The sequence below is a fragment of the Streptomyces sp. CA-179760 genome (assembly GCF_050937045.1).
Lineage (GTDB): Bacteria > Actinomycetota > Actinomycetes > Streptomycetales > Streptomycetaceae > Streptomyces.
In genome coordinates, this window is record NZ_JBNJLZ010000001.1 from 3794045 (window position 1) to 3819661 (window position 25617).

At 71.2% G+C, this 25617-nt stretch carries 19 protein-coding genes, 1 other RNA gene and 1 pseudogene; 3 read left to right on the forward strand and 18 right to left on the reverse strand.

All coding sequences use genetic code 11. The annotated features are described in order from the left end of the window. Positions 1 to 1054: 1054 nt before the first annotated feature. From ACQEV8_RS16935 to ACQEV8_RS16975, 9 genes are all read right to left on the reverse strand, one after another. A complete protein-coding gene (locus ACQEV8_RS16935; RefSeq protein WP_432972742.1) occupies positions 1055 to 2206 on the reverse strand; it encodes a uroporphyrinogen-III synthase in 1152 nt (383 codons plus the stop codon). 116 nt (positions 2207 to 2322) lie between these two features. Next, positions 2323 to 3708 (reverse strand): nitrate/nitrite transporter, encoded by a 1386-nt coding sequence (locus tag ACQEV8_RS16940; protein WP_432960994.1) that lies wholly within the window; start codon positions 3706 to 3708, stop codon positions 2323 to 2325. 154 nt (positions 3709 to 3862) lie between these two features. Continuing rightward, the gene (locus ACQEV8_RS16945; protein ID WP_432960996.1) at positions 3863 to 4846 is read right to left on the reverse strand and encodes a hypothetical protein; all 984 of its coding nucleotides are present in this window, start codon (positions 4844 to 4846) and stop codon (positions 3863 to 3865) included. A 93-nt stretch (positions 4847 to 4939) separates the two neighbouring features. Beyond that, the gene (locus ACQEV8_RS16950; protein WP_432960998.1) at positions 4940 to 6151 is read right to left on the reverse strand and encodes an acyltransferase family protein; all 1212 of its coding nucleotides are present in this window, start codon (positions 6149 to 6151) and stop codon (positions 4940 to 4942) included. Next, positions 6151 to 8340: a bifunctional polysaccharide deacetylase/glycosyltransferase family 2 protein gene (locus ACQEV8_RS16955; protein WP_432961000.1), complete on the reverse strand. Its 2190-nt coding sequence runs from the start codon at positions 8338 to 8340 to the stop codon at positions 6151 to 6153. The genes ACQEV8_RS16950 and ACQEV8_RS16955 overlap by 1 nt, the downstream gene beginning before the upstream one ends. 135 nt (positions 8341 to 8475) lie before the next feature. After that, the gene (locus ACQEV8_RS16960) at positions 8476 to 9459 is read right to left on the reverse strand and encodes a hypothetical protein (RefSeq protein ID WP_432961002.1); all 984 of its coding nucleotides are present in this window, start codon (positions 9457 to 9459) and stop codon (positions 8476 to 8478) included. 218 nt (positions 9460 to 9677) lie between these two features. Beyond that, on the reverse strand, positions 9678 to 10643 hold the full coding sequence (locus ACQEV8_RS16965) for a LysR family transcriptional regulator (RefSeq protein ID WP_432961004.1): 966 nt from the start codon (positions 10641 to 10643) through the stop codon (positions 9678 to 9680). Positions 10644 to 10765: 122 nt separating this feature from the next. After that, positions 10766 to 11620 carry a hypothetical protein gene (locus ACQEV8_RS16970; protein WP_432961006.1) on the reverse strand — a complete coding sequence of 285 codons (855 nt, stop codon included), beginning with the start codon at positions 11618 to 11620 and terminating at the stop codon, positions 10766 to 10768. Positions 11621 to 11632: 12 nt separating this feature from the next. Further along, positions 11633 to 11878: a hypothetical protein gene (locus tag ACQEV8_RS16975; RefSeq protein WP_391109576.1), complete on the reverse strand. Its 246-nt coding sequence runs from the start codon at positions 11876 to 11878 to the stop codon at positions 11633 to 11635. A gap of 211 nt (positions 11879 to 12089) precedes the next feature. On the opposite strand from ACQEV8_RS16975, the gene ACQEV8_RS16980 reads away from it, so the two are divergent. Continuing rightward, positions 12090 to 13298, forward strand: a complete 1209-nt coding sequence (locus ACQEV8_RS16980; protein ID WP_432961008.1) for an MFS transporter — start codon at positions 12090 to 12092, stop codon at positions 13296 to 13298. 86 nt (positions 13299 to 13384) lie between these two features. Continuing rightward, the gene (gene yicI, locus ACQEV8_RS16985; RefSeq protein WP_432961010.1) at positions 13385 to 15601 is read left to right on the forward strand and encodes an alpha-xylosidase; all 2217 of its coding nucleotides are present in this window, start codon (positions 13385 to 13387) and stop codon (positions 15599 to 15601) included. Positions 15602 to 15664: 63 nt separating this feature from the next. Here yicI and ssrA read toward each other — a convergent pair. The 5 genes from ssrA to ftsE all read right to left on the reverse strand — a co-directional run bounded on the left by ssrA (position 15665) and on the right by ftsE (position 19565). Continuing rightward, positions 15665 to 16053, reverse strand: a transfer-messenger RNA (tmRNA) gene (gene ssrA, locus ACQEV8_RS16990). A gap of 98 nt (positions 16054 to 16151) precedes the next feature. Then, positions 16152 to 16634: an SsrA-binding protein SmpB gene (smpB, locus tag ACQEV8_RS16995; protein WP_432961012.1), complete on the reverse strand. Its 483-nt coding sequence runs from the start codon at positions 16632 to 16634 to the stop codon at positions 16152 to 16154. A gap of 46 nt (positions 16635 to 16680) precedes the next feature. After that, positions 16681 to 17850 carry a S41 family peptidase gene (locus tag ACQEV8_RS17000; RefSeq protein WP_432961013.1) on the reverse strand — a complete coding sequence of 390 codons (1170 nt, stop codon included), beginning with the start codon at positions 17848 to 17850 and terminating at the stop codon, positions 16681 to 16683. 68 nt (positions 17851 to 17918) lie between these two features. Beyond that, positions 17919 to 18836: a permease-like cell division protein FtsX gene (gene ftsX, locus ACQEV8_RS17005; protein WP_432961014.1), complete on the reverse strand. Its 918-nt coding sequence runs from the start codon at positions 18834 to 18836 to the stop codon at positions 17919 to 17921. A 39-nt stretch (positions 18837 to 18875) separates the two neighbouring features. Next, complete coding sequence (gene ftsE, locus ACQEV8_RS17010; RefSeq protein WP_432961016.1) at positions 18876 to 19565, reverse strand: cell division ATP-binding protein FtsE; 690 nt, start codon at positions 19563 to 19565, stop codon at positions 18876 to 18878. Between the two features lie 238 nt (positions 19566 to 19803). On the opposite strand from ftsE, the gene ACQEV8_RS17015 reads away from it, so the two are divergent. Then, a complete protein-coding gene (locus tag ACQEV8_RS17015; protein WP_261683029.1) occupies positions 19804 to 19995 on the forward strand; it encodes a hypothetical protein in 192 nt (63 codons plus the stop codon). Positions 19996 to 20091: 96 nt separating this feature from the next. On the opposite strand, the gene ACQEV8_RS17020 is transcribed toward ACQEV8_RS17015, so the two are convergent. From ACQEV8_RS17020 to ACQEV8_RS17035, 4 genes and pseudogenes are all read right to left on the reverse strand, one after another. Then, positions 20092 to 20724 carry a hypothetical protein gene (locus ACQEV8_RS17020; RefSeq protein WP_432961018.1) on the reverse strand — a complete coding sequence of 211 codons (633 nt, stop codon included), beginning with the start codon at positions 20722 to 20724 and terminating at the stop codon, positions 20092 to 20094. Between the two features lie 292 nt (positions 20725 to 21016). Further along, positions 21017 to 22123: a peptide chain release factor 2 gene (gene prfB, locus ACQEV8_RS17025; protein ID WP_432961020.1), complete on the reverse strand. Its 1107-nt coding sequence runs from the start codon at positions 22121 to 22123 to the stop codon at positions 21017 to 21019. Positions 22124 to 22444: 321 nt separating this feature from the next. Further along, positions 22445 to 23692 carry a serine/threonine-protein kinase gene (locus ACQEV8_RS17030; protein ID WP_432961022.1) on the reverse strand — a complete coding sequence of 416 codons (1248 nt, stop codon included), beginning with the start codon at positions 23690 to 23692 and terminating at the stop codon, positions 22445 to 22447. 122 nt (positions 23693 to 23814) lie between these two features. Continuing rightward, positions 23815 to 25517: pseudogene (locus ACQEV8_RS17035) on the reverse strand (serine/threonine-protein kinase). Positions 25518 to 25617: the final 100 nt, after the last annotated feature.

A 25617-nucleotide genomic window follows, 5' to 3' on the forward strand; every position in this document is an offset into this window, starting at 1 on the left:
CGGCGGGGCCTCCGGGCAGTCGCGGAGCGGCCTCGCACGTCGGTAACTCCAGCCCGGCCGCGCGGCGCTTCCGCGTCGACCGCCCGGAGCTCAGCCCGGCACAGCCGCGGATCCTGCGCCGGGCCCCGGCCATCTCCCTCGAACCCGGCGTACTTCTACGGCGAGCCGCCTGCCGGCCGCGTTCCTCGGTGAGGTGCCGCATGCCCCGGGCCGCGCACCCGCTGATCCATCGGCACGCGATCCACGACGCACTGCCGCCGAAAGCCCGCAACGGACTGTGGGCCGAGCAGCAGCCCAGCTCTGCGCACGGCGTCCTTCCCTCCGGCCCGGTGGCCTCGGCCCAGTCGCGACGCCCTCAGGCCCGGTCAGGGCACGCCTCATCCGCCGGTACCCGCTGCGCTGCCGCGCCCGGCGGCTGCCCGCCCGGGCTGAGCGGAGGCGGGGGCCGCTGTCGCACACACGCCGGCGCCCGGCGCCCGGCGCCGTCGGCGGTCGCCCGGGCCCGTCAGCGGTCGCCCCGGGGAGGACCCGTCAACGGTCGCCCCAGGGATCATCGACGTCGCCGGGAGGGAGACCACCGTCGATGTCACCGAGGCTTCCGCGGGCCGCCGCGTGGCCCGACGGGGTGGCACACGTCGGCCAGAGCACGCCGCGTGCGTCAATGGCGGCATCCCGCTCAACCGTTCCTGTGGACTGAGTGGAAGTGGGTCCTGCTCAGCCGCACGCCCCGAACGGTCTTGGGCGCACTGGTCACCGGCGTACTCAACCCCGGGGCAGCGACACGCATCCGGTGCGTGGTCCGATCCCGGGAGGCCGGCTCCCTCACGACCTGGCCATATGGGTACGGCCAAAGGTGACGGGGAGGCCCCGAGCCATCTCGCTGGTGGAGCGGGGGCCCCGCACACTGGCGCCGTACCCGGCGTCCCAGATCGCACGGCACCGTAGCCCGAACGGCCCATCACGCCGCAAAGCACAGAAGCCGACCTTCACACGATCGAGCTGAAGCGACGTTATGCACGCTCCAGAGCGAGCAGCTGACAACTCCCGCGCAGGCTCACGCGTCCGCGTACTTCGTCTCCGCTGCCGGGTCCAGGGCCAGGCGGTAGCCCCGTTTGACCACCGTCTGGATCAGTTTCGGGGCGCCGAGGGCCGTGCGGAGGCGGGCCATGGCCGTCTCGACGGCGTGTTCGTCGCGGCCTGCTCCCGGCAGCGCGCGCAGCAGGTCGGCGCGGGCGACGACCCAGCCGGGGCGGCGGGAGAGGGCGCGCAGGAGGGCCATGCCGGCGGGCGGTACGGGCTTGAGGTCGCCGTCGACCAGGACGGCGTGGCCGCGGATCTCCACCCGGTGCCCGGCGATCGGCAGCGAGCGCGCCCGCGTGGGCAGCTCCTGGCAGAGGAGCTGGACGAGCGGGCCGAGCCGGAAGCGTTCGGGCTGGACCGTGTCGATGCCGTGGCCCTGCAGCGGCACCGCGGTGACCGGCCCGACACAGGCCGGCAGGACGTCGTGGCCGAGTGCCGCCAGCACCTCGGGGAGCAGTCCGCGTTCCTCCGCCCGGGAGAGGAGGGAGGCCGCGGCGGGAGCGCTGGTGAAGGTCAGCGCGTCGACGCCGCGGGACACGATCGCGTCCAGGAGGCGGTCGACCGGCCCGATGTCCTCCGGCGGCATCCACCGGTAGACGGGCACCCCGACGACCTCGGCACCACCCGCCCGCAGCGACTCCACGAACCCGGGCAGCGGCTCCCCGTGCAGCTGGATGGCGATCCGCAGTCCGTCGACGCCCTCCTCCAGCAGCCGGTCGAGCACCTCGGCCATGGACTCCGACGACGGCGACCACTCCTCCGTCAGCCCGGCGGCCCGGACCGCGCCCTTGACCTTGGGCCCGCGCGCCATGATCCGTACGCCGCCCAGCCGCGCCAGCAGATCCTCGCCCAGACCCCAGCCGTCCGCGGCCTCGATCCAGCCCCGGAAACCGATCGCGGTCGTCGCCACGACGATGTCCGGCACCTGGTGGATGATCTCCTTCGTCGCGGCCAGCAGCTCGCTGTCGTCGGCGAGCGGCACGATCCGCAGGGCGGGGGCATGCAGGACGGTGGCGCCGCGCCGCTGGAGCAGCGCGCCCAGCTCCTCGGCCCGGCGCGCGGCCGTGACGCCCACGGTGAATCCCGCCAGTGGGCCGTGTTCCGGTCGCTGTTGTTCCTCGTGCATGCTCTCGTCCCGCATTCGAGTCGTCGTACTCCATGGGTTCGGCGTACGTGTATGCCGAACGAGCCTGTCAACGGCTCGTGACAGGCTCGGTTCGGCTTGATGTCCGCGGTGTTACTTCACACCTTGGCGTAGCTGAGCTGCGGCTTCGCCTCCGAGGTCGCCGTCGTGGCGGGTACCCGCTGAGCCGTACGTCGAAGGTATACGGCCCAGGTGATTCCGAAGCAGACCACGTAGAAGGCGAGGAAGGCGACGAACGCGCCGGTGCCGGAACCGTAGGAGAGGAAGGACTGGCGGAAGGCGAGGTTGATGCCGACACCGCCGAGCGCGCCCACCGCGCCGATGAGCCCCATGGAGGCACCGGAGAGCCTGCGCCCGTACGCCGCGGCCTCCTCGCCCCGCAGTCCCTTGGCCAGGGCCTTGTTCTGGAAGATGCCCGGGATCATCTTGAACGTGGAGCCGTTGCCGAGCCCGCTGAGCACGAACAGCACCACGAACGCCCCGGTGAACAGCGCCAGCGACTTCTCCATGGACGCGCCGATCAGGACCGCCGTCGCGACGCCCATTCCGACGTAGTTCCACAGGCTGATCCTCGCGCCGCCGTACCGGTCCGCGAGCCAGCCGCCGACGGGCCGGATCAGCGAGCCGAGCAGCGGACCGAGGAAGGTGACGTACGCGGCCTGCAGCGGCGTGCGGCCGAACTGGCTCTGCAGGACCTGGCCGAAAGCGAAGCTGTAGCCGATGAAGGAACCGAAGGTGCCGATGTAGAGGACGGACATGATCCACGTGTGGGCGTCCCGCGCGGCGTCCTTGGCGGCGCCGGTGTCGTTCTTGACGTTCTCCAGGTTGTCCATGAAGAGCGCGGCCATGACGGCGGCCACGACGATCAGCGGGATGTAGATCCCGAGCAGCACACGCGGGCCGCCGCCGGCGCCGATGATCGCGAGCGCGGCCAGCTGCGCCACGGGGACGCCGATGTTGCCGCCGCCCGCGTTCAGGCCGAGGGCCCAGCCCTTCTTCCGCAGCGGGAAGAAGGCGTTGATGTTGGTCATGGAGGAGGCGAAGTTGCCGCCGCCGATGCCGGCCAGCAGGCCGACGAGCAGGAAGGTGGAGAAGGAGGTGCCCGGCTCCATCACGGTGAACGCGGCGACGGTCGGGACCAGCAGGAGCCCCGCGGAGATGATCGTCCAGTTCCGGCCGCCGAAGATCGCGACGGCGAAGGTGTAGGGGACGCGGACGACCGCGCCGACCAGCGTGACCATCGAGGTCAGCATGAACTTGTCGGCCGGGGTCAGCCCGTACTCCGGGCCCATGAAGAGCACCAGCACGGACCACAGGGTCCAGATCGAGAAGCCGATGTGCTCGGACAGAACGGAGAAGAAGAGGTTCCGGCGGGCGACCTTCTCTCCGGTCTCGTTCCAGAAGGTCTCGTTCTCCGGATCCCAGTGCTGGATCCAGCGTCCGCCCCTGCTCGGGGGTGCGGGTGCCGTGCCAGGGCTTGTCATGACGCCTCCACTTGCTCCGGGACTCGGTCGTACGACGAGTGGCTGATTCCGAAGGTAGGGAGGGCGCGTTTCGTGACTGTGCCATCGAGTGACCCCGAGGGAACTTTGCTCTCACCCCGGGCCCGGGCGGGATGAGAGGTTCGGTGGCTTCGTGTCAGCGTTGCGGGTGCTGCCAGTGGGGGTTCTGCGGCGCGTAGGGGCCGGGCTGCTGCTGCGGCGGATAGGGCGCGGCAGGGGGCTGCGGCGGATACGGCGCGGCAGGGGGCTGTGCCCCGTACGCACCGGGTCCGGGACCGGGCTGAGGCGGGTAAGGCCCCGGTGCGGGCTGGGCGTACGGCCCCGGTGCGGGCTGGGCGTACGGCCCCGGTGCGGGCTGGGCGTACGGCCCCGGGGCCGGTGCCGGCCCCGGCTGCTGGTGTCCGTAACCTGCGGGCGCCTGCCCCGGCGCAGCTTGCCCAGGCACTCCACCGCCCTGCCCCGGCGCACCGCCGTAAGGTCCACCGCCGTACGCCCCACCCCCGAAGGGGTTGCCGTGCCCGGGCAGCTGCGCCCCCGGTGGCAGGTACCGCATCCGCCCGTTCTCGTCCGTCACGGGCATGAAGCCGGCCGCCTGCAGCCGCGCGGCGAACTTCGCGTTGCGCTTGCGGGTGACCAGGAGGCCGATGCCGAAGATCGCCATGAAGAGCAGCCAGATCACGCCCGCGGTGATGAAGGCGAAGGCATCCCCGCCGGAGCGGAGGGCGAGGATCACGCAGCCGACGGTGAGGCCGAGGGCCGCGTAGCCCATGCGCTTCTCGGCGCTCTTGCCGGTGAGGTCGAAGTTGATACGCGCCTTGAGGAGCTCGAAGGAGTCGGGCACGAGCGGCGGGAGCGCGACACCGTCGGCGGCGTTCGGATACTGCGCCCAGTTCTGCGCGGCCCGGGCCCGGGCGTGCGGGCTGGGGTCGGGCAGGATCAGCATCGTGAGCGCGCCGTTGCGGCCGCTGCTCTGCCGGACGTCCGCGTACTCGTAGCCGAACTGCTGGGCGACGAAGGCCAGCCGGGCGAGCTTCTTCACGGACGCCATCGGGCTGGTGAGCTCGACCGGCTCTCCGCTCGCCATCAACCGCAGCATCTTCTGTGTCTGCCGCTTGCTCATCCCACTGCTCCCCCGGCCCGTCACTGATCCCAGTCGTTCACCTGCGCAACCCGGGCAGTTTTCCACACCGGAGAAACGCCGGGGGAACGGGGATCAGCCGCCGCGTACCACTCGTCTCCTGCTCCCCCGAACCCTCACCCGGGGCTCACTCCTGGGCCACAACCGGGGCCTCCGCTTCGCCGCCAGGTCCTCCACCCAGCCGAACGCCAGGACACACCCGCCGATCAGCAGCCAGACCAGGACCAGCACCGGCCATACGCTTTCCAGCAGCCCGGGGACGTTCTGCTCCAGCACGGTGACCGCCCACAGCCGGTCCCACAGGGTCGCGGCGACGAGGATGCAGGTGTTGTGCCACAGGTAGATCGTCACGGCACGGGAGTTGAGCAGGGTGATCGGCCCGGCCCAGCGGCGCAGCCTGCGCGGCCACTCGGACCAGGACGGGCTGATGTGCAGCAGCAGGAACACCGTGCCGAAGGACCACAGGGCCTGCGCCAGGGGCATGCTGTCCAGGTCGTTGCCGGTGCCGAAGTCGTGGTGCAGCGCGTACCAGAGGCCGGCCAGGGCGATGACGGGTGCCACCGAGGGGACGATGTAGCGCGGCAGCCGCTTGAGGATGCCCTCCTGGTGGGCCATGCCGAGGATCCAGCAGGCGCCGAAGGTGGAGAAGTCGGTGAGCGCCGAGGGGAACCGCTCGCCGGGCAGCGCGAGGTAGCTGTGCTCGAAGGCGACGGCCAGGGCGATCGGCGCGAGGAGCGTGACCACCGGCAGGGCGCGCAGGGCCTTCAGGAGCAGCGGGGACAGCAGGACGAACCAGAGGTAGGCGCGGATGTACCAGAGCGGGCCGGCGAGTTCGGCGGCCCAGTCCTCGCCGATGAAGCCGTGGACGCCGGGCAGCCCCGCGGCGTAGGGCGGGTCGCTGAGCGGGACGATCCAGAAGGTGAGGTGGAGCCACCACCAGCCGGGATGGCCGTCGGCGTCCGGCCCCCAGCCCTGGAGGACCATGCCGGTGACGCCGACGACGCCCAGCAGCCACAGCGGAGGCAGCAGGCGGCGCAGCCGGCCTCGGATCACCTGCACGGGCGGGCGCTTGAGCGAGCGGGCCATGAGGTTGCCGGCGAGGGCGAACATCACGCCCATCGACGGGAACACCAGCGGCAGCCAGGCCCAGCCGGTCAGGTGGTACAGCACGACACGGAACAGGGCGAGGGCGCGCAGCAGGTCGAAATACCGGTCGCGGACGGGGCCGGTGGAGCCGGTGCGCTCCTCCTCCGGGGCGGTGGCGACGACTTCGGGGTGCGTGGTCATCAGGCCTGCCTCCCGCCCACCGGCTGCTGGGGCGTACCGCTGCCCGGCCCGGGCAGTCCGACCGCGCCCGTGCGCCGCAGCTTCTGCCAGCGCAGCCGGCCGCCGGTGAGGGCGGTGATCCAGGACTGGAGCAGCACGACGTACATGAGCTGGCGGTAGAGGAGCTGCTGGAGCGGGAGGGAGATCAGATGGGTCATGCGTTCCTTGTCGAGGTGGAACGCGTAGGCCGCGCACACCCCCTGGACGGCGAGGACGCCCAGCCAGGCGCCGATGGTCTTCTCGGTGGGGCCGAACACCAGCCCGTACAGCAGGAACACGTCGATGAGCGGGGCCAGCAGCGGCGCCACGACCATGAACATCGACACCAGCGGCATGCCCACACGCCCGAAACGGCCCGAGTGCCCGCTCTCCACGAGGGACCGGCGGTGTTTCCAGATCGCCTGCATCGTGCCGTACGACCAGCGGTAGCGCTGGGACCACAGCTGCTGGACGGACTCGGGGGCCTCGGTCCAGGCGAGGGCCTTCTCCGCGTACACGACGTGCCAGCCGTCGCGGTGCAGGGCCATGGTGATGTCGGTGTCCTCGGCGAGCGTGTCGTCGCTCATGCCGCCGACGCGCTCCAGCGCGCTGCGCCGGAAGGCTCCCACCGCGCCGGGGATGGTCGGCATGCAGCGCAGCACGTCGTACATGCGCCGGTCGAGGTTGAAGCCCATCACGTACTCGATGTGCTGCCACGCGCCGATCAGCGAGTCCCGGTTGCCGACCTTGGCGTTGCCCGCGACCGCGCCGACGCGCGGGTCGCCGAAGGGCTGCACCAGTTCGCGGACGGTGGCCGGTTCGAAGACGGTGTCGCCGTCCATCATCACGATGAGGTCGTACCGGGCGTTGGCGATGCCCCGGTTGAGCGCCGCGGGCTTGCCCGCGTTGAGCTGGCGGATGACGCGTACGCCGGGCAGGCCGAGGTTCTCGACGATGCGCGCGGTGCCGTCACTCGACCCGTCGTCGATGACCAGCACCTCGATGGGGTGGTCGCTCGCGACGAGGGACCGGACCGTCTGCTCGATGCACTTGGCCTCGTTGTAGGCGGGCACGAGGACGGACACCGGTTCGGTGACGGTGTCGCCCCAGCTGAAGCCGCGGCGGCGGACACGGCGGGCGTGCGCGACGGAGAGGATCAGCATCAGCCCGAGGCGGGCGAAGACCAGCACGCCGACGACGGCGAGCCCGGCGACGAGAACGCCGGTCGTCTTCTCGGAGGCCTGGACCAGGAAGACCCACGCGTTGCCCTTCAGCGCGTCGAGCCCGGCGACCGGGGTGTGCGCGCTGGGGGCGTCGAGGGCGGCGGTCAGGGTGTCGAAGCGGTAGCCGTCGTCCTGCAGCCCCGAGATGAACCGGTCGAGCGCGGCCACGGTCTGGGAGCGGTCGCCGCCGGAGTCGTGCATCAGCACGATGGCGCCGTCGCCGTTCTTCGGTGTGGCGTTGCGGATGATCTGGTCGACACCGGGCCTGCGCCAGTCCTGGCTGTCGGTGTCGTTGACGATGGTGATGTAGCCCTTGCTGCCGATGTACTCGGTCACCGGCCAGGACTTGTTGTCCATGAGGTGGGAGTACGACGAGTAGGGCGGGCGGAAGAGCGAGGTGCGGATGCCCGCCGCCCCGGCCAGCGCGAGCTGGCTCTGCGAGAGCTCCCAGTCGACCCGGCTCTTGCTCTGCAGCGCGAGGTCCGGGTGGTTGAAGGTGTGCAGCCCGATCTCATGGCCCTCGTCGACCATGCGCTGGACGAGGTCCGGGTAACGGGAGGCCATGGTGCCGGTGATGAAGAAGACGGCGTGGGCGTCGTGCTTCTTCAGCATGTCGAGGACCTTGGGCGTCCACTCGGGGTCCGGCCCGTCGTCGAAGGTCAGCACCAGCTCGCGGTCCGGGAGTTTCAGCGCGGTCGGCTTCTCCTCCCGGGTGTCTATGACGGGCCCGCCTTCCAGGATCTGTTTCGGGACCTGGTCGCTCGACGCGGGCGGCCCGACCCGGTGGTCGGCGAGGATCTCACTGTGCACGTAGCCGCGCAGCATGAGCATCGCCATCAGGGCGACGAGGAGCAGCAGGGGCAGCAGCAGGCGCATGGGCAGACGGCGGCGCCTGGAGCCGCCACGGGCTCGGGACGCGCGCCCGGTACGGCGGGTACGGGATGCCATGGGTGGTAGTACTCCGGGTGGTGCGAGGAGCGGGTGGTACGGCAGCGCCCTGAAGGGGCGCGGGGAATCGCGCGACCGGCCACGACGGTGCCGCGGACGAAACCGCGGCACCTCGCGGCACCTTCAGCGAAGCGCTCAGGCCGCGGGCTGGTCGGCCGCCGGGGGCTCGGCCGCGGGCTGGTCGGCCACGGGCTGGTCGGCCACGGGTGCCTGGGCGACCGGCTGGGTCGTGGCCTGGCCATCGGCGACCGTGCCGGTGCCGCCGTTGTCGCCGGTGCCGGTCGTCTCGGTCGGCACGGGCGTGGGTTCGCCGGGCGGCGTCGGTTCGGTCACCGGCGTGCTCGGCGGGTCCGCCGGCTTGCTCGGGGCCGGGTCGGTGGTGCCGGTGTCCGGGGCCGGTGTGGTCCGGGACGCGGACGGCGAGGGCTTGGCGGTCGTGCCGGAACGGCCGGGGGCCGCCGGGGCCACGGGGTCGCCGGCGCTCGCGCCGGGCGCGGGTGCCGTGCCCTCGTCGGTCGTCGGCGTGCTGCCCGGGGCGATGGTGCCGGTGCCGTCGGCCGGTGCCGAGCGCTCGGGCACCGGCGGGGTGTCGACCTGCCCGGCCGGCGGGGCCTCCTTCTGGCCCGGCACGGGCAGCCAGGGCGCCTGGGAGTTACCCGACATCAGCGTGGCCACGATGACGACCGCGTAGACCCCGCAGGCCAGCGCGACGGCCATGCCGATCCGGCGGAAGCGGCGGCTGCGGCGGCCGGACTCGTCGACGAACACGGGTGAGTCGGCGGCGGCTTCGGAGCCCGCGCCGGGGCCTTCCTCGACCTGCCGGACGAAACCGTCCCCGAGCTGCACGGCGTCGAGCTGGACGGTGACCTCGTGCGGGTCGTGGCTGTGCTCGGACTGGACGGCTTCCTCCGGCTCCTGCCAAGGGTCGCGGACAGCGGTCCGGGATACGGGGTCCGGGGCGAACGAGTCGGCCGTGCCCTCGCTCTGTCGGGGAATGCCGCGCAGTATCTCCGTCCCGGCGGGCAGCCGGTGGGCGGTCCCCTGAAGGTCGCTCCCGGCGAAGGCCTGCGTGGCTCTCCGGTCACGGACTCTGCCGTCCGAGGGGAGTTCACCAGTCACCGACGCGGCCTCGGGCCACTCGGGTTGGGCGTCTTCTCGCCACTTTTCCACGCGCACGCACTTCCCCCCACGGGATGGTTCAGGTGCGCTGGCGACCTGAGCACCCGTCGTCGGACCGGGCCCCCTCGCCCGTCCGAGCGCCCCCCATTACCACACCGTGCTCAGGTGTTGAATGTAGCGCACGCGGAGGTTCCGTGTGGACCGCGTACCGAATCGTGTCAGCCGCGAGACGCCATGCGGACATCGTCCTCGGCCGGAATCCAGGCCCCGGCGGGCCTGCCCAGCCACCCCTCCTCCGCCGCCAGGCGGGCCGCCGCCCGTCGCAGCGCGTCGAACGCGGGGTGGGTCAGGCCCCTGCGCCACACCAGCGACACGGGAGACAGCGGAACGGGATCGACCAGGGGTCGCGACACCATCGACGGCAGGGCCGGGAACCCCACGACGGCCAGGACCGGACGGCGTGTTCTGGCCATGATCCGCTGGAACTCCTCCTCGCCCACGGCCAGTGGCGCGGGTGGCGCGATCTCGATGCCCCGTCCCTCGAACAGCTGCCGCGCGAGGCCGGTCCACTCCGGTGTGCGCGGATTGCCGGCCCCCGCGTAGACGGTCTCGCCGGCCAGCTCGGCGAGCGGCACCGTCTCCAGCGCGGCCAGCCGGTGGTCCTCGGGCAGCACGACCGCCATCGGCTCGTACCGCACGGGCTGATGGTCGAGCCCGGCCCGCAGCGCCGGGTCCAGTCCGGCGAACCGTCCGAACGACGCGTCCAGCCGCCCGGCGAGCAGCTCCCCGGCGGCTCCGGTCAGGCCGCTCTCGTAGCGGGCCATCAGCTCTTGCCCGGGGGCGAGTTCGCGCGCCCGGTGCAGCACGCGGCGCGGTGTGACCAGGCCCGGGGAGTTGAGGTCGACCAGCAGGGGCCGGGCCTGGTCGAAGGCGGCGAGCAGCTCGTCCTGCGCACGCAGCACGCGACGGGCGTACGGCAGCAGCCGTTCCCCCTCGGGCGTGAGCGTCACCTGCCGGGTGGTCCGCACGAACAGCTCGGCGCCCAGCTCCCGCTCCAGCCGCCGCACATCCCGGCTGAGCGCCTGCTGCGCCACGTGCAGACGCACCGCGGCACGCGTGAAGTGCAGTTCCTCGGCGACGGTGACGAAGCCACGCAGCAGCCGGGGGTCGAGGTGGGCTGGCATGCGGTGAACCTACAGCGGGGAGCGACGGGACGACGCCGCTCCCCGAGAGCGCGGGACTCAGGCGACACCGCTACCCGACCGCACGGGGACCCAGGCCGCGCCGCCTCCCGACAGCGCGGGGCTCAGGAACCGGCGCCCCGCCCGGGAACCTCGCCCTGCCCCGTCCCCGCACCCGTACCCGCGCCCGCCCCGGCGTCGGCGCCCGGCGCGTCGCGCGCCCCGGTCTGGCCCAGGCGGTGCCGGGGCACCGTGCGCAGGGGTGGGCGGGTCAGGGTGATCTGGCGGACGACCTGCTGGAAGCACGCCAGGGCCGCCACACCCGGCAGGGCGGCCGCCGCGGTGCCGAGGACGGTCCTCGGCGCCTGGGCGACACAGAGCAGTACGGCGACGCAGGAGAAGACCAGGACCACGCACCAGGAGTGCACGGCACGGCGCTGGTGGAGCGCGGCCCGCAGCACGGACAGGGAGGCCACCAGCCACGGCCCGTACACCAGCAGGGGCCACCAGCTGCCGAAACTCTTCCCCTCGGGGGAGACGCCGACCAGGCGCAGGGGGTCGTAGGCGACCATGCCGCCCAGGAGGCTCACCGCGGAGGCGATGACGGCAGCCAGGGCGGCGACGAAGAGGCTGGTGGTGCGGAGCAGGCCGGGTCTCTTGCGGGTGCGGACCTTGCGGTGGCGCCGGTGGACGTCCCGCACGGGCGGCAGTTCCTCGGTGATGTCCTGGAGCCGCCTCATGTGGGCGCCCGAAGCGACCCGGACCGGCACGGGCTCCGGATCCACCGGGTCCGGGTCCGCCTCGATCACCTCGTCACGAGGGGCGGGAACCCTCGCCGCCTGCTGCCCCAGTGCCTCCTCGAGGATGAACGCCAGTTCCTCGGCCGGATCCCAGGTCGGGTCCGGTGGTGTCAGGGGGGTGAAGAATTCCCGGGCCGGAGCCCGGTGTCGGCCACTGCCTTCGATTTTATTGTCATACATCGCGCGACCCGACTATTCCGCAAGCGCAAATGCGGGCCATTCCGTGGCACTGATCCACCGTCGCGCAAGATCCTTTTCCAGCACGCTCATGGCATCGATGAAATCGCGCAGAACCGGCTCGGTCACCTGCAGCGTGACCGGGCAACCGCCGTTGGTTAGCGTGCCATTGACGGTGGCCGACGAGTGCGCCGGAGCGGGAATATAGGTGTACGGGCCGAGCGTTACCGCCCAACCATTTTTCCTGGTCGCCTCGGTCATGTACCGACTAACCGTCGGCCCACTTCGGCGGATGCGCGGCAAACGAGTGAAGGATTTCCCCGTTCAGCATCTTTTCCATGCGCCAATAGAAGCATCACTACTCTCCATATCTCTGTATGACGAAATACGGGGCGGTCCTACAATCCAGGTGCGTGAGTCCGTACGGAACAGGTGTTGGACCGCTTGATCACCGCCGGGCGACGGTGGGGGCATGCCGTATCTCGCCCCGTACCGCCGCCTCTTCCGCCTGCCGGGCACCCGAGCGTTCACCGCCGGGAACCTGATCGCCCGGCTGCCGATGGGCATGTTCAGCGTCAGCGCGGTCGTCATGATCGCCGGGACGCGGGGCTCGTACGCCCTGGCCGGTGCGGTCACGGCGACGGGGCTCGCGGCGACCGCGGTGGTCGCGCCGTGGACCGCGCGGCTCGTCGACCGGCACGGCCAGGCCAAGGTGGCCCTGCCCGCGACGGTGATCGCCGTCCTCGGCTCCCTCGCACTGCTGCTCTGCGTGCGCCACGACGCCCCCAACTGGACGCTGTTCGCCTCCTACGCGGCCACCGCCACGACCCCCAACACCGGCGGCATGTCACGGGCCCGCTGGGCGCATCTGCTGGTGGGCGATCCGAAGGGCCTGCACACCGCCCACTCCTTCGAGCAGGCCGCGGACGAACTGTGCTTCATGCTGGGGCCGGTGCTCGCGGCCTTCCTGTGCGGGGCGTTCTTCCCGGAGGCGGGCACGCTCGTCGGCGCGGTGCTGCTGCTGACGGGGATGCTCCTCTTCACGACCCGGCGTGCGACGGAGCCGCCGGTCCGCGAGCGGATACCCGCGAAGGCGCCGCTGCGCGCCCCCGGCATGCCCCCGCTGCTCGCGGTCTGTCTGGCGATGGGCTGGATCTTCGGCTCCACGGAGGTCGTCACGCTCGCGTTCGCCGACAGGCAGGGCCACCAGTCGGCGGCCGGTGCCGTCCTCGCGCTCCAGGCGGCCGGTTCCTGCGCGGCGGGCCTGCTGTACGGCACCGCGAAGCCCACCGGGCCGGCGGCGGCACGGCTGCCGTGGTGCGTGGCCGCGATGGCCGCCTCGCTGACCCTGCCGCTGCTCGCGGCGAGCCTCACCGGCTCTCTCCTGTGCCTCGCGGGCGCGCTGCTGGTCGCCGGGACGGCGACGGCCCCGGCGATGGTCACCACCATGACGCTGGTCCAGCAGCGCACCCCCGAGGGCCGGCTGAACGAGGGCATGACCCTCGCGGTGACCGGCCTGCTGGGCGGCATCGCCGGTGGCGGCGCGCTCGGCGGCTGGACGGTGGAGCATGTGTCGGCGACGGCCGGATACGGCATCCCGGTGACAGCGGCAGCCCTGGCTCTGGTGCTATCCCTGGCCAGCTCGTCGAAACGCTTCACCGATTGCTGGACACCCCATTGACGCCCTCACGCACCCCGCATACGTTCAGCTGTCGAAGCGCTTCGACAGCTCTTCGACACCATGCGCCGGGAAGTTAGGGGCCCCACATGAAGTTCACCGACGGCTACTGGCTCCTGCGCGAGGGCGTCACCGCGGCCCACCCTGCCGAGGTCCTCGACGTCACCGAGTCGGACAACGCGCTGGAGTTCCACGCGCCGACCCGGCCCATCCGCTCCCGCGGCGACCTGATGACGGGCCCCGTCCTGACGCTGCGCGCCCACACCCCCATGCCCGACGTCATCGGCCTGACGCTGACGCACTTCACGGGCGGGCAGCCCCGGGGCCCGGAGTTCGAACTCACCGACTCCCGGCCACCCGCGCGGATCACGTACGAGGACGAGCACACGACCCTGACCTCGGGCGAGCTGTCGGTCCGGGTGGCCCGCGGCGGCCCCTGGCACGTCGAGTTCGCCGCGCGCGGCCGCACGCTCACCAGCAGCGGCCACCAGAGCATGGGCATCATGCGGGACGCGACCGGCGCGCACCACCTGCGCGAACAGCTGGTACTGCAGGTCGGCACCGCCGTCTACGGCCTCGGTGAGCGCTTCGGCCCGCTGGTGAAGAACGGGCAGGTCGTCGACATCTGGCAGGCCGACGGCGGCACCTGCAGCGAACAGGCCTACAAGAACGTGCCCTTCTACCTCACGGACGCGGGCTACGGCGTCTTCGTCGACCACCCGGGCCAGGTGTCCTTCGAGGTCGCCTCGGAGGTCGTGTCCCGGGTGCAGTTCAGCGCGGAGACCCAGGAGCTGACGTACTACGTCATCTACGGCCCGACCCCGAAGGACATCCTGCGCAAGTACACGGCCCTGACCGGCCGCCCGGCGCTGCCGCCCGCCTGGTCGTTCGGTCTGTGGCTGTCGACGTCCTTCACCACCTCGTACGACGAGGAGACGGTGACGTCCTTCATCGAGGGCATGCGGGAGCGGGAACTGCCCCTGTCCGTCTTCCACTTCGACTGCTTCTGGATGCGCGAGTATCACTGGTGCGACTTCCTGTGGGATCCGCGGGTGTTCCCGGACCCGGAAGGCATGCTGGCCCGGCTCAAGGCCCGTGACCTGCGTGTCAGTGTCTGGATCAACCCGTACGTCGCCCAGCGCTCCCCGCTGTTCGCCGAGGGCAAGGCGCTCGGGCATCTGCTGAGGCGCCCGGACGGCAGCGTCTGGCAGTGGGACATGTGGCAGCCCGGCATGGCCCTGGTCGACTTCACCAGCGCGGCCGCCCGCGAGTGGTACGCCGCCAAGCTGGAGGCGCTGCTCGCGCAGGGCGTCGACTGCTTCAAGACCGACTTCGGCGAACGCGTGCCGGTCGATGTCACCTGGTCCGACGGCTCCGACCCGGAGCGGATGCACAACTACTACACGTACCTCTACAACCGCACGGTCTTCGAGGTGCTGCGCAAGCACCGCGGCGAGGAGGAGGCCGTTCTCTTCGCCCGCTCGGCGACGACGGGCAGCCAGCGGTTCCCGGTGCACTGGGGCGGTGACTGCGAGGCGACGTACGAGTCGATGGCGGAGTCCCTGCGCGGCGGACTGTCCCTCGGCCTGTCGGGCTTCGGCTTCTGGAGCCATGACATCGGCGGCTTCGAGGGCACGCCGACTCCGGCCCTGTTCAAGCGGTGGCTGGCCTTCGGCCTGCTCTCCTCGCACAGCAGGCTGCACGGCAGCTCGTCGTACCGCGTGCCCTGGCTGTTCGACGAGGAGTCGGTGGAGGTCACGCACCACTTCACCCGGCTGAAGCTGCGGCTCATGCCCTATCTGTACGAGGCGGCCCGGACCGCCCACACCGAGGGCGTGCCGGTGATGCGGGCGATGGTGCTGGAGTTCCCGGACGACCCGGGGTGCGCGCACCTGGAACGGCAGTACATGCTCGGCCCGGACCTGCTGGTCGCGCCGGTGTTCAGCGACGAGGGCGATGTCACCTACTACGTCCCCGAGGGCACCTGGACCCACTTCCTCTCCGGCGAGACGGTGACCGGCCCGCGCTGGGTGCGCGAGCGGCTCGGGTTCCTGAGCGTGCCGCTGCTGGTGCGGCCCGGGGCCGTGATCCCGGTGGGCGCGGTGGACGACCGCCCGGACTACGACCATGCCTCCGGGGTGACCCTGCGGGCGTACGGGCTGCGGCCCGGCGACGAGGTGACGGTGCCGGTCGGGGACGTGACCTTCACGGTCGTACGCGAGGGGGACGCCCTGCGGGCGTCGTGCAGCGACCCGGCGATCCCCTGGACTCTCGCCGGCGCCGACGGCCACGCTGTCCGGCCATGACAGTCCGGCCCATGACACAGGCCCCGCCGCTCGGAAGCGACGGGGCCTGTGCCCACATGGGATGAGTGGAGATGGCGGGAATCGAACCCGCGTCCAACGGTGCGGAATCAGGGCTTCTCCGTGTGCAGTTCGCTGTGATTTTCTCGGCCCCGGCGATCACGCGAACAAGTCGCCGACGGGCCCAGTCACTGTTTGGTTTCCCATCGGGCCCCGTGACCGGGCTCGATGGTTTAGTTCCCTAGATTATGCCAGGATCCGGGTCGGGAACGCTCCCGGGCTGACACCCATTTAGGGTCCTTCACTCACTGCTTATTAGGCAGCGAGGGCGAAGGACTGGGAATCGCGCTTGGTAGTGGCGATTATTTTTTGCGACATATGGTTTACGAGATCATTGCCGCTTCCTCGACACGCTTCCCCTGCTTCGACAGCCGCTGTCGAAACCGATCATCCCCATGTTGTGTTGACAATCCCTCCGGAGAGGGGCTCGCTCCCGCTGTGGGGTGCAGTCACCATCGTACGTGACCAACGCGGGTCGGTGCCAGCGTATTCCCTACGCCCCGCGCTGCCTCCGCTTCACCGCCGCGATCGCGCGGTCGGTCTCCCGGCGGTCCTGCTTCTCACGGAGCGTCTGGCGCTTGTCGTACTCCCTCTTGCCCTTCGCCAGCGCGATCTCGACCTTGGCACGGCCGTCCTTGAAGTACAGCGCGAGGGGCACGATGGTGTGGCCCGTCTCCCCTGACTTCGACTCCAGCTTGTCGATCTCGGCGCGGTGCAGCAGCAGCTTCCGCTTGCGCCGGGCGCTGTGGTTGGTCCAGGTGCCCTGGCTGTACTCCGGCACGTGCACGTTGTGCAGCCACGCCTCGTTGCCGTCCATCTGCACGAAGCCGTCGGCCAGCGACGCTCGTCCCTGGCGCAGCGACTTCACCTCGGTCCCGGAGAGGACCAGACCGGCCTCGTAGGTGTCGATGATGAGGTAGTCGTGCCGCGCCTTCTTGTTCTGCGCGATCATCTTGCGCCCTTTTTCCTTAGCCATAGTGCCGTCCATTTTCGCACTACGGAGGGGGCCGCGGGAAAGTCGATTACGACGGGCCCGCGAGGCCGCGCAGCAGGGCCTCGGCCCGCTGGAGGGCTCCGTCGTCGGTTTCCAGGTCGGGCGTGATGCCCCGGCCGTCGACCCCCCGGCCGGAGGGGGTGCGGTAGTGCCCGACGGTCAGCTCCGCGACGGAGCCGTCGGGCAGCCTGCTCGGCATCTGGACCGAGCCCTTGCCGAAGGTACGGGAGCCCACGACGAGGGCCCGTCCGCGGTCCTGGACGGCACCGGTGAGAAGCTCGGCCGCGCTCATCGTCCCGCCGTCGACGAGCGCGACCAGGGGTCTAGTCGTGTCGCCGCCGGGCTCGGCGTGCAGGGCGCGCTGTTCGCCGTCGACGTCGTACGTGGCGACCAGGCCGCCGTCGAGGAAGGCGGAGGCGGCGGTGACGGCCTCGGTGACCAGGCCGCCGGAGTTGGCACGCAGGTCGAGGACGATGCCGGCTCCCCGCGGGGCCCGCCGGACGGCCTCGCGGATCCGGTCGCCGGAGCCCTTGGTGAAGGTGTCGACCCTGATGACGGTGACCGAACCGGCGACTTCCCGGACGCTGACCGAGTCCGTGGACAGCCGGGCCCGGCGCAGGGTCTCGCTCCACGCGCGCGTGCCGCGCTCCAGGCCGAGACGGACGGTGGTGCCGGCGGTGGCTTCGGTCGCGTCCCCGCGCAGTAAGGAGACGACCTCGGTGACGGGCCGCCCGTCGGTCTTCTCGCCGTCGACGCTGCGCAGCAGGTCCCCGGGGCGGATCCCGGCGGTGGCGGCGGGCGAGCCGGAGCGCACCTTCGTCACCTCGATACGGCCGTCCCGTTCACTGCGGGCCCACAGGCCGACGCCGGTGTACTGGCCGTCGAGGGACTCCTCGAACTCCTCGTACTCGCCCTGGGAGTAGACGGCGCCCCAGCGGTCCCCGCTGCGGCTGACCGCGCGCTTCGCGGCCTCCATCGGGGACTTGCCGTGGGCCATGGCCTCCTCGGCGGCCCTGGTGACATCGGCGTGATGCCCGGCCGGGGTGGCCGAACGGGCCTCGTCCGGAGCGGACTTCCGGTCGGCCTGCGGGAGGGATCCGGTGGCCGCGCCGGCGACGAGCACGCTCGTGAAGAGCAAGGTCAGGGCGGCTCCGCGGCGGATGCGACGGGGCTGACAGAACGGGTCACGACCTGACATGCCGGTGAGTCTAGGACAAGGGGAAGGGCCGTACGGTCGGTTGACCGCACGGCCCCTTTTGGCATGTGTCACACCTTCAAGTACTTGCGCAGCGCGAAGAACGCGGCCATCGCGGGCATCAGCAGGCTCGTCGCGAGGATGAGCGGCAGCTTGGTCAGGACCGCGTCCCAGCCGATGAAGTTGATCAGATTCAGCTTCTCGGACAGCGCCAGACCGTGGTCGATGATGAAGTATCTGGCGACCAGCAGGAAGGCGCACGCGAGGGTGCCGCCGATGAGTCCGGCGACCGCGGCCTCCATGATGAACGGCGCCTGGATGTAGAAGCCCGAGGCGCCGACCAGGCGCATGATGCCGGTCTCGCGCCGCCGGCTGAACGCCGAGACGCGCACGGTGTTGACGATCAGCATCAGCGCGACGACGAGCATCAGCGCCATCACCGCCCGCGCCGCCCAGTTCATACCGTTGAGCAGCCCGAAGAGATTATCCAGAATGCCCTTTTGATCCTGAACGGACTGCACGCCGTCCCGCCCGTCGAAGGCGGTCGCGATGACCTGGTACTTCTGCGGATCCTTCAGCTTGATGCGGTACGACTCCTGCATCTGGTCAGGCGTGAGGGAGCTGGCCAGCGGGGAGTCGCCGAACTGCTCCTTGTAGTGCTTGTACGCCTGGTCCTGGGACTCGTACGTGACCTTCTCGACCACACCCATCTTGTCGAGGTCGGTGTTGATCTGCTTCTTCTGGTCGTCGGTGACCGCGCCCTTGGCGCAGTTGGGGTCGGACTCGGCGTCGCTCTTGTTGCAGAGGAAGACCGAGACGTTGACCTTGTCGTACCAGTAGCCCTTCATGGTGTTGACCTGGTCGCTCATCAGGAGCGACCCGCCGAACAGGGCGAGCGACAGGGCGACGGAGACGATGACGGCGAAGGTCATCGTCAGATTGCGGCGGAGACCGACGCCGATCTCCGACAGGACGAACTGGGCGCGCATGGCGACTCGTTATGCCTTTCCGTGATCTAGGGTGCGGTCTCAGTGCTGGTAGCCGTAGACACCGCGGGCCTGGTCGCGGACGAGGCGGCCCTTCTCCAGTTCGATGACGCGCTTGCGCATCTGGTCGACGATGTTCTGGTCGTGCGTGGCCATCACCACGGTCGTGCCCGTCCGGTTGATGCGGTCGAGCAGCTTCATGATGCCGACGGAGGTCTGCGGGTCGAGGTTGCCCGTGGGCTCGTCGGCGATGAGGAGCTTCGGCCGGTTGACGAAGGCCCGCGCGATGGCGACGCGCTGCTGCTCACCACCGGACAACTCGCCGGGCATCCGGTCGTCCTTGCCGCCGAGGCCGACGAGGTCGAGCACCTGCGGGACGGACTTGCGGATCTCGCCGCGCGACTTGCCGATGACCTCCTGCGCGAAGGCGACGTTCTCGCCGACCGTCTTGTTCGGCAGCAGGCGGAAGTCCTGGAAGACCGTCCCCAGCTGGCGCCGCATCTGCGGCACTTTCCAGTTGGAGAGGCGTGCGAGGTCCTTGCCCAGGACGTGCACCTGCCCGTGACTGCACCGCTCCTCGCGGAGGACCAGCCGCAGGAAGGTGGACTTTCCGGAGCCCGAGGACCCCACGAGGAAGACGAACTCGCCCTTGTCGACCTCCAGGGAGACATCCCTGAGGGCGGGGCGGGTCTGCTTGGGGTAGACCTTGGAGACGTTGTCGAATCGGATCACGGGTGCACCACGGGTCGCCGGGGGTAGATGAGCGTGACCATACGCGAACCGGGGAGGGCAGCGCAGTCACCGACTGTGGTTGCGCCATGGATGTTCCGTTTTGTGCCGACCACCCGAGGGGCGCACACCTTCGGCAGCGACCGCGCACCCCGCCGAGGAACCTGGCAAAGTGGAGAGGGGAACATTCTCCTCCCCGCACACGTTGGATACCTGGAACCGTCGCAAGGAGGGCGAGCGCATGACGTACGACCGGCTGGTGTGCGCGAACTGCGCGGCCCCCGTCAGCGAGGGGCGCTGCCCCGTCTGCCGCGCGAACCGCGAGCGCCTGCAGCAGGAGAACTTCCTCGCGAACCTGAACCCGATGACGCTGATCGCCCTGCTGACGGTCCTGATCGCCGCGGTGGCCCTGCTGGCCCACCAGACCGCGTAACAGCGCGCGCCACAGACACGGCCGAGGGCCCGGAGCGAATCGCTCCGGGCCCTCGGTTTCGCGCTGCGCACACAGTCCGTACGGACGTGGCTACCGTCAGGCGGCAGCCCCGCCGCGGCCGCCCACGAGGCGCGGCAGGAGGCGGAAGCCGACACCGCCGGCGATCATCGTGGCGGCGCCGATCACCAGGAAGGTGGTCTGCGCGGCACCCGTCTCGGCGAGCTCCGCGCCGTTGCCCTGGGCCTGGGCCTGGCCCTGCGGGGCCGCCGGGGTGGAGTCCGAGCCGGTGTCCGTGAGGGAGGAGGAGCCCTCCTCCTGCGGGGAGGTGCCGCCGTCGGGGTCGGTGTTGTTGCCACCGCCGTTGTTGCCACCGTTGCCGTTGCCGTTGCCGCCACCGTTGCCGTTCCCGTTGCCCGGGTCGGTCGGCGCGTCGGTCGGGTCCTCGGTCGGCTCGGTGGGCTCGTCCGTGGGCTCGGTCGGCTCGTCGGTGGGCTCCTCGGTCGACGGCGGGTCGGTCGGGAGGTCCGTCGGGACGTCGGTGGGGATGTCCGTGGGGACATCCGTCGGCGTCGGGGTCGGAGTGGGCGACTCGTCGGCGCACAGGATGCCGAGGAGGCAGTTGTCGGTCTCCGCGGCGGATGCGGCACCGGCGGCGGTCAGCGAGGCGCCGGCCGCGATCACGGCGCCGGCCGCTATCCGTGCCACACGGATCCGCGTCTTCTTCGTCATAAGGTTGCTACCCCCAGTAGCTCATCGTCATTAGGGCATCGCTCGGGGCTGTGCTCGACGGGGAAAGCTGCGATGAAGAGGCCCCCCGGTTCACATGCGCCCCAGAGACACGCATGCCGCGCTTTACCCTTCCCATTTTTCAAGAACACGTCAAGGGCGTTTGCGGGCGCCATGTCCAACTCTGGGGGCTATGCGGGGAGTCGAACTCTGTGAGTGTGATGTAAAAGCTGGACATCCAGACACAGAAAAGGCAACCACCGCGTCCATGGCGGCAGTTGCCTTGTCGACAAACTTACTTCTCTTGCTGCTTGCGCCAGCGAATTCCGGCCTCGAGGAACCCGTCGATCTCGCCGTTGAACACGGCCTCGGGGTTGCCGACCTCGCACTCGGTGCGCAGGTCCTTGACCATCTGGTACGGGTGCAGCACGTACGAACGCATCTGGTTGCCCCAGGAGTTGCCGCCGTCGCCCTTGAGGGCGTCCATCTTGGCCTGCTCCTCCTGGCGGCGCCGCTCCAGCAGCTTGGCCTGGAGCACGTTCATGGCCGTCGCCTTGTTCTGGATCTGCGACCGCTCGTTCTGGCAGGAGACGACGATGCCGGTGGGGATGTGGGTGAGGCGCACCGCGGAGTCGGTGGTGTTGACGCCCTGGCCGCCGGGGCCGGAGGAGCGGTACACGTCGACGCGCAGTTCGGACTCGTCGATCTCGATGTGGTCGGTCTGCTCCACCACGGGCAGGATCTCCACGCCCGCGAAGGAGGTCTGCCGCCGGCCCTGGTTGTCGAAGGGCGAGATGCGCACGAGCCGGTGCGTGCCCTGCTCGACGGAGAGTGTGCCGTACGCGTAGGGCGCCTGGACGGCGAAGGTGGTCGACTTGATGCCGGCCTCCTCCGCGTACGACGTCTCGTAGATCTCGGTCTTGAAGCCGCGCTGCTCGGCCCACCGCAGGTACATGCGCTGGAGCTTCTCGGCGAAGTCGGCGGCGTCGACGCCACCGGCCTCGGCGCGGATGTTCACCAGAGCCTCACGGGAGTCGTACTCGCCGGAGAGGAGGGTGCGGACCTCCATCTCGTCCAGCGCCTTCTTCACGGCCGTGAGCTCGGACTCGGCCTCGGCGCGGGTGTCCGGGTCGTCCTCCTCCTCGGCCATCTCGAAGAGGACGCCCAGGTCGTCGAGGCGACCGCGCAGGGCCTCGGCCTTGCGCACCTCGGCCTGGAGGTGGGACAGCTTGCTGGTGATCTTCTGCGCCTCATCGGGGTTGTCCCAGAGGGACGGCGCGGCCGCCTGCTCCTCGAGCACGGCGATGTCTGCCCTCATCTTGTCGAGGTCCAGAACGGCCTCGATCGACTCCATGGTCGAGGAGAGGGACTTGAGCTCTTCGGATACATCGACGACTGCCACGCCTCCAGCGTAACGGCTCCGCCCGGCGGCCATCGCCGGGCGGGCGGAGCGACCGACCGAAGACCCGCCGGGCCCCGCGGTGCGGGCCGGGGGGCAGGGCGGGGCGCGGGTGCCGGGTGCCCGGCGTCCGGCGGCACGGCCTCCTCGGCCACCCGGCATCGGTGTCCGGGTCCGGACACCACCGCCGGTGCCATCGGCTCGCGCTGTTCTCCGGCACGGTCCGGGAGCCGCAGAGCCGAGCTCGGTGTCCGGCGGTGCCGGGTCATCGGTGCCGGGATGCGACCACCACCGCCATCGGCCCCTGTCGTTGCCCGGCCCGGGTCAGGGGGACTGGGGGGCCGAGTTCCTCGTGTCCTGGGGTGGGGGGCTTGTGTCGCCCTCCGATGCGGAGAGCCAGGCACCCACGCCGATCGCGGCCGCCAGGGCGATCGCTGCCGCTCCCAGGGCCAGGCGGCGGCGTCGGGCGGCGGCTCGGTTGCGGGCGGAGCCGGGGCGGGGAGTGCCGGTGGTGCGGGGAGCGCGGGCCGTGCCGTGGGCGCCGCCCGCCAGTTCGTCGGGGGCGGGCACGCGCATCGAGGTGTGGGTGTCCCGGTTGGAGTCGGCCGGTTTCGCGCCCGGGACCAGGGGGACCGCGCCGCGCCGCCGGATCCGTTCCCCGGCCGGGGCCGGGCCGGCCGGCAGCTCCTCCCGGTCGTCCTCCTCGGCGGACTCCGAGTCCGGCTCGTCGACCTCCAGCGGCGGCATGCCCGCCAGCATCGGCAGCAGCTCCCGCAGCCGCGCCCCGAGCTCCGAGGCCCGCAGCCGCGAGGCCGGTCCCTTGGCCAGGCATTGCACCAGCAGCTGCCACAGCTCGTCGGGGATGCCGGGCAGCGGCACGACCGTCTCCGTGACGTGCCGGCGCAGCACCGCGCCCGGATGGCCGCCGCCGAACGGGGTGAAGCCCGCGAGCAGCTCGTACAGCACCGTGGCGAGCGCGTAGATGTCGACGGACGCGCGCGGGGGCAGGCCCTCGACGATCTCCGGGGCGAGATAGTCCGGAGTGCCGATGATCTTCGTGGCCTTGGTCCGGCGCGGGGTGTCGATGAGCTTCGCCACGCCGAAGTCGGTCAGCAGGGCGCGATGGGAGCCGCCGGGGCCGAGCGGGCCCCGCATGTCCAGGAGCACGTTCTCCGGCTTCACGTCCCGGTGCACGACGCCCGCGGCGTGCGCGGCCGCCAGCCCGTCGGCGATGTCGGCCGCGATCGCCACGGCCGCCTCGGGCGGCAGCCGACGCTCCCGCTCCAGCCGGGTCCTGAGGTCCGTACCGCGGACGAGGTCCATGACCAGCGCCAGGTCGTTGCCGTCCACCACCAGATCGCGCACGGACACCACGTGCGGGTGCTCCAGGCCGAGCAGCGCCGTTCGCTCCTGCACGAAGCGCCCGACGAGTTCCTGGTCGGACGCGAGGTCCTCGCGCAGCAGCTTGACGGCGACCGGGCCCTCGGGCCCCTCACCCAGCCACACCGTGCCGGCGCTGCCCCGCCCCAGAATCTGGTGGGCGGTGTACCGGCTACCGATCTTCCGTGCCAAGGCTGCTCCTACCGACGCGTGTTGTCGCTAAAACTACGCGCAGGAAGAGCCAACCTTCACCGCCCGGGCGGAAATCACCCGCCAGGTGTCGACAAATCACCAACCCCGCATGCCGGTTCGGGTCAGTTCGTGCCCGAACTCCCGCCGAGCTTCTCGATCCAGCCGGTCACCGTGCTGAACCAGTCGGTGAGCTGGTCCCAGTAACCCTTGCCGGTGCCGATCCACTCCTGGAGCGGGCTCAGCTCCCAGATCAGCCAGCCGGCGACGAACAGGATGACGATCGTGAAGAGACAGCCCTTCAGACAGCCGAGCCCGGGGATCCGCATCGGGTTGGCGCTGCGCTGCCGCGGCTGCCGGGGCTCGCGCTGCGGCTGCTGGGGCTGCTGCGGCTGAGGAGGCGGCGGGGGCGGGGCGTAGCGCTGCGGCTGCTGGGCCTGGTGCTGCGGGGCGTACTGCTGGGGCTGCTGCTGCGGATGGCCGTAGCCGGGTCCGGGCTGGGGCTGCCGGCCTCGCTGCGGAGGCTGCTGCGGGGGCTGCTGCGGCCGGGCGACCTGGCGCTGGGGGCGGCGGCGCAGCGGGTCCTGACCCGGGTCGAGGTAGTTCTGGACCTGGGTCTGCTCGTTGCGGTCGCGGGCGGCCCGGAGCTGGTTCTGCCAGGGGTGCGGGTCCTCGGGCCCGCCGCCCTGGCCCTGCTGGCCGGGGTGGCCGGGCGATCCCGGCGGGACCGGGGCATGACGGCGGTCGGGTCGGCCGCGCCCCTATGGGGCAGGACCGAGGTGGGGTCGCCGGCACCGGCCGGGCCGCCGGTGTGCGGCATGACGCTGGTCGCCGCGTTCGGGTCGTAGGAACCCGCGCCCTGAGGGAGGACCTGGGTGGGGTCGGCCTGGCCGGACATGTCCGGGACGGGCGCGGGCGCCGGGTCGGGTGCCAGGAGCATGCCGACGCTCTCGGCGGCGGCGATCTGCGCGGAGTTCGCGTGCACGCCGATGCCCTCGGCGACGACGCGCAGGCCGCGGGCGAGGTTCTCGGCGCTGGGCCGCTCGTCCGGGTTCTTGCGCAGACAGCGCTCGATGACCGTCCACAGCGGGTCCGGGACCGTGGAGGGGCGGCGCGGCTCGGCGCTCAGGTGCTGGTGCAGCACCTCCAGGGCGGAGCCGCCGCCGAACGGCGGACGGCCGGTGACCAGCTCGTACATCAGGATGCCGGCGCCGTAGATGTCGACGGCGGAGGTCTGCGGACGGCCCTCGGCGCCCTCGGGCGCGACGTACGCGGGAGTGCCGACGAACTCCTGGGTTCGGGTCAGCCCCGGGGAGTCGGCGAGGCGGGCGATGCCGAAGTCGGTCAGCAGCGGGTGCATCCGGCCGTCGTACTGCTGGAGCAGGACGTTGGCCGGCTTGAGGTCGCGGTGGACGACGCCGTCGGCGTGGCTGGCGGCGAGCGCGTCGGCGATCTGCGCGGTGAGCAGGGCCGCGGCGACGGGGCTGAAGGGGCCGTTGTCGCGCAGGTAGTGGTGCAGGTCGGGGCCCTCGACGAGGTCCATGACGAGCGCCAGCAGATCGCCCTCGACGACCAGGTCACGGACCCGGACGATGTTCGGGTGGGTCAGCCGGAGCAGGACGGAGCGCTCCCGCAGGAACCGCATCACGACGTCCGCGTCGTTCGCCAGCTCCTCCTTGAGGACCTTGATGGCGACGGTCTCGCCGGGCTGCCCCGGCACGGCCGCCTCGGCGCCCGCGGTCTCGCGCTGGCGGGCTCGCCAGACGGTGCCCGTGGCGCCGCGTCCGAGCGGCTCCTCGAGCAGGTACTTGCTGCCTACCGGCCGCACGTCATGCGCTCCCTGCTGCTTGCCTTGCCTGCTGGCCTGTGTCCGACCCACTGTAGTGCCGTGCTGCCGGGGACCGGGGTGTCGGCTTTCTGTGGGTCTT

Coding starts and splice junctions, on each gene's coding strand:
- ACQEV8_RS17015 (WP_261683029.1), top strand. CDS start 19,804: ATGACGTACGACCGGCTGGTGTGCGCGAACTGCGCGGCCCCCGTCAGC.
- ACQEV8_RS16980 (WP_432961008.1), top strand. CDS start 12,090: ATGCCGTATCTCGCCCCGTACCGCCGCCTCTTCCGCCTGCCGGGCACC.
- ACQEV8_RS16965 (WP_432961004.1), bottom strand. CDS start 10,643: ATGCCAGCCCACCTCGACCCCCGGCTGCTGCGTGGCTTCGTCACCGTC.
- ftsX (WP_432961014.1), bottom strand. CDS start 18,836: ATGCGCGCCCAGTTCGTCCTGTCGGAGATCGGCGTCGGTCTCCGCCGC.
- ACQEV8_RS16935 (WP_432972742.1), bottom strand. CDS start 2,206: ATGCACGAGGAACAACAGCGACCGGAACACGGCCCACTGGCGGGATTC.
- ACQEV8_RS16970 (WP_432961006.1), bottom strand. CDS start 11,620: ATGTATGACAATAAAATCGAAGGCAGTGGCCGACACCGGGCTCCGGCC.
- ACQEV8_RS16955 (WP_432961000.1), bottom strand. CDS start 8,340: ATGGCATCCCGTACCCGCCGTACCGGGCGCGCGTCCCGAGCCCGTGGC.
- ACQEV8_RS16950 (WP_432960998.1), bottom strand. CDS start 6,151: ATGACCACGCACCCCGAAGTCGTCGCCACCGCCCCGGAGGAGGAGCGC.
- smpB (WP_432961012.1), bottom strand. CDS start 16,634: ATGGCTAAGGAAAAAGGGCGCAAGATGATCGCGCAGAACAAGAAGGCG.
- ACQEV8_RS16945 (WP_432960996.1), bottom strand. CDS start 4,846: ATGAGCAAGCGGCAGACACAGAAGATGCTGCGGTTGATGGCGAGCGGA.
- ACQEV8_RS17020 (WP_432961018.1), bottom strand. CDS start 20,724: ATGACGAAGAAGACGCGGATCCGTGTGGCACGGATAGCGGCCGGCGCC.
- ACQEV8_RS16940 (WP_432960994.1), bottom strand. CDS start 3,708: ATGACAAGCCCTGGCACGGCACCCGCACCCCCGAGCAGGGGCGGACGC.
- yicI (WP_432961010.1), top strand. CDS start 13,385: ATGAAGTTCACCGACGGCTACTGGCTCCTGCGCGAGGGCGTCACCGCG.
- ACQEV8_RS17000 (WP_432961013.1), bottom strand. CDS start 17,850: ATGTCAGGTCGTGACCCGTTCTGTCAGCCCCGTCGCATCCGCCGCGGA.
- ACQEV8_RS16975 (WP_391109576.1), bottom strand. CDS start 11,878: ATGACCGAGGCGACCAGGAAAAATGGTTGGGCGGTAACGCTCGGCCCG.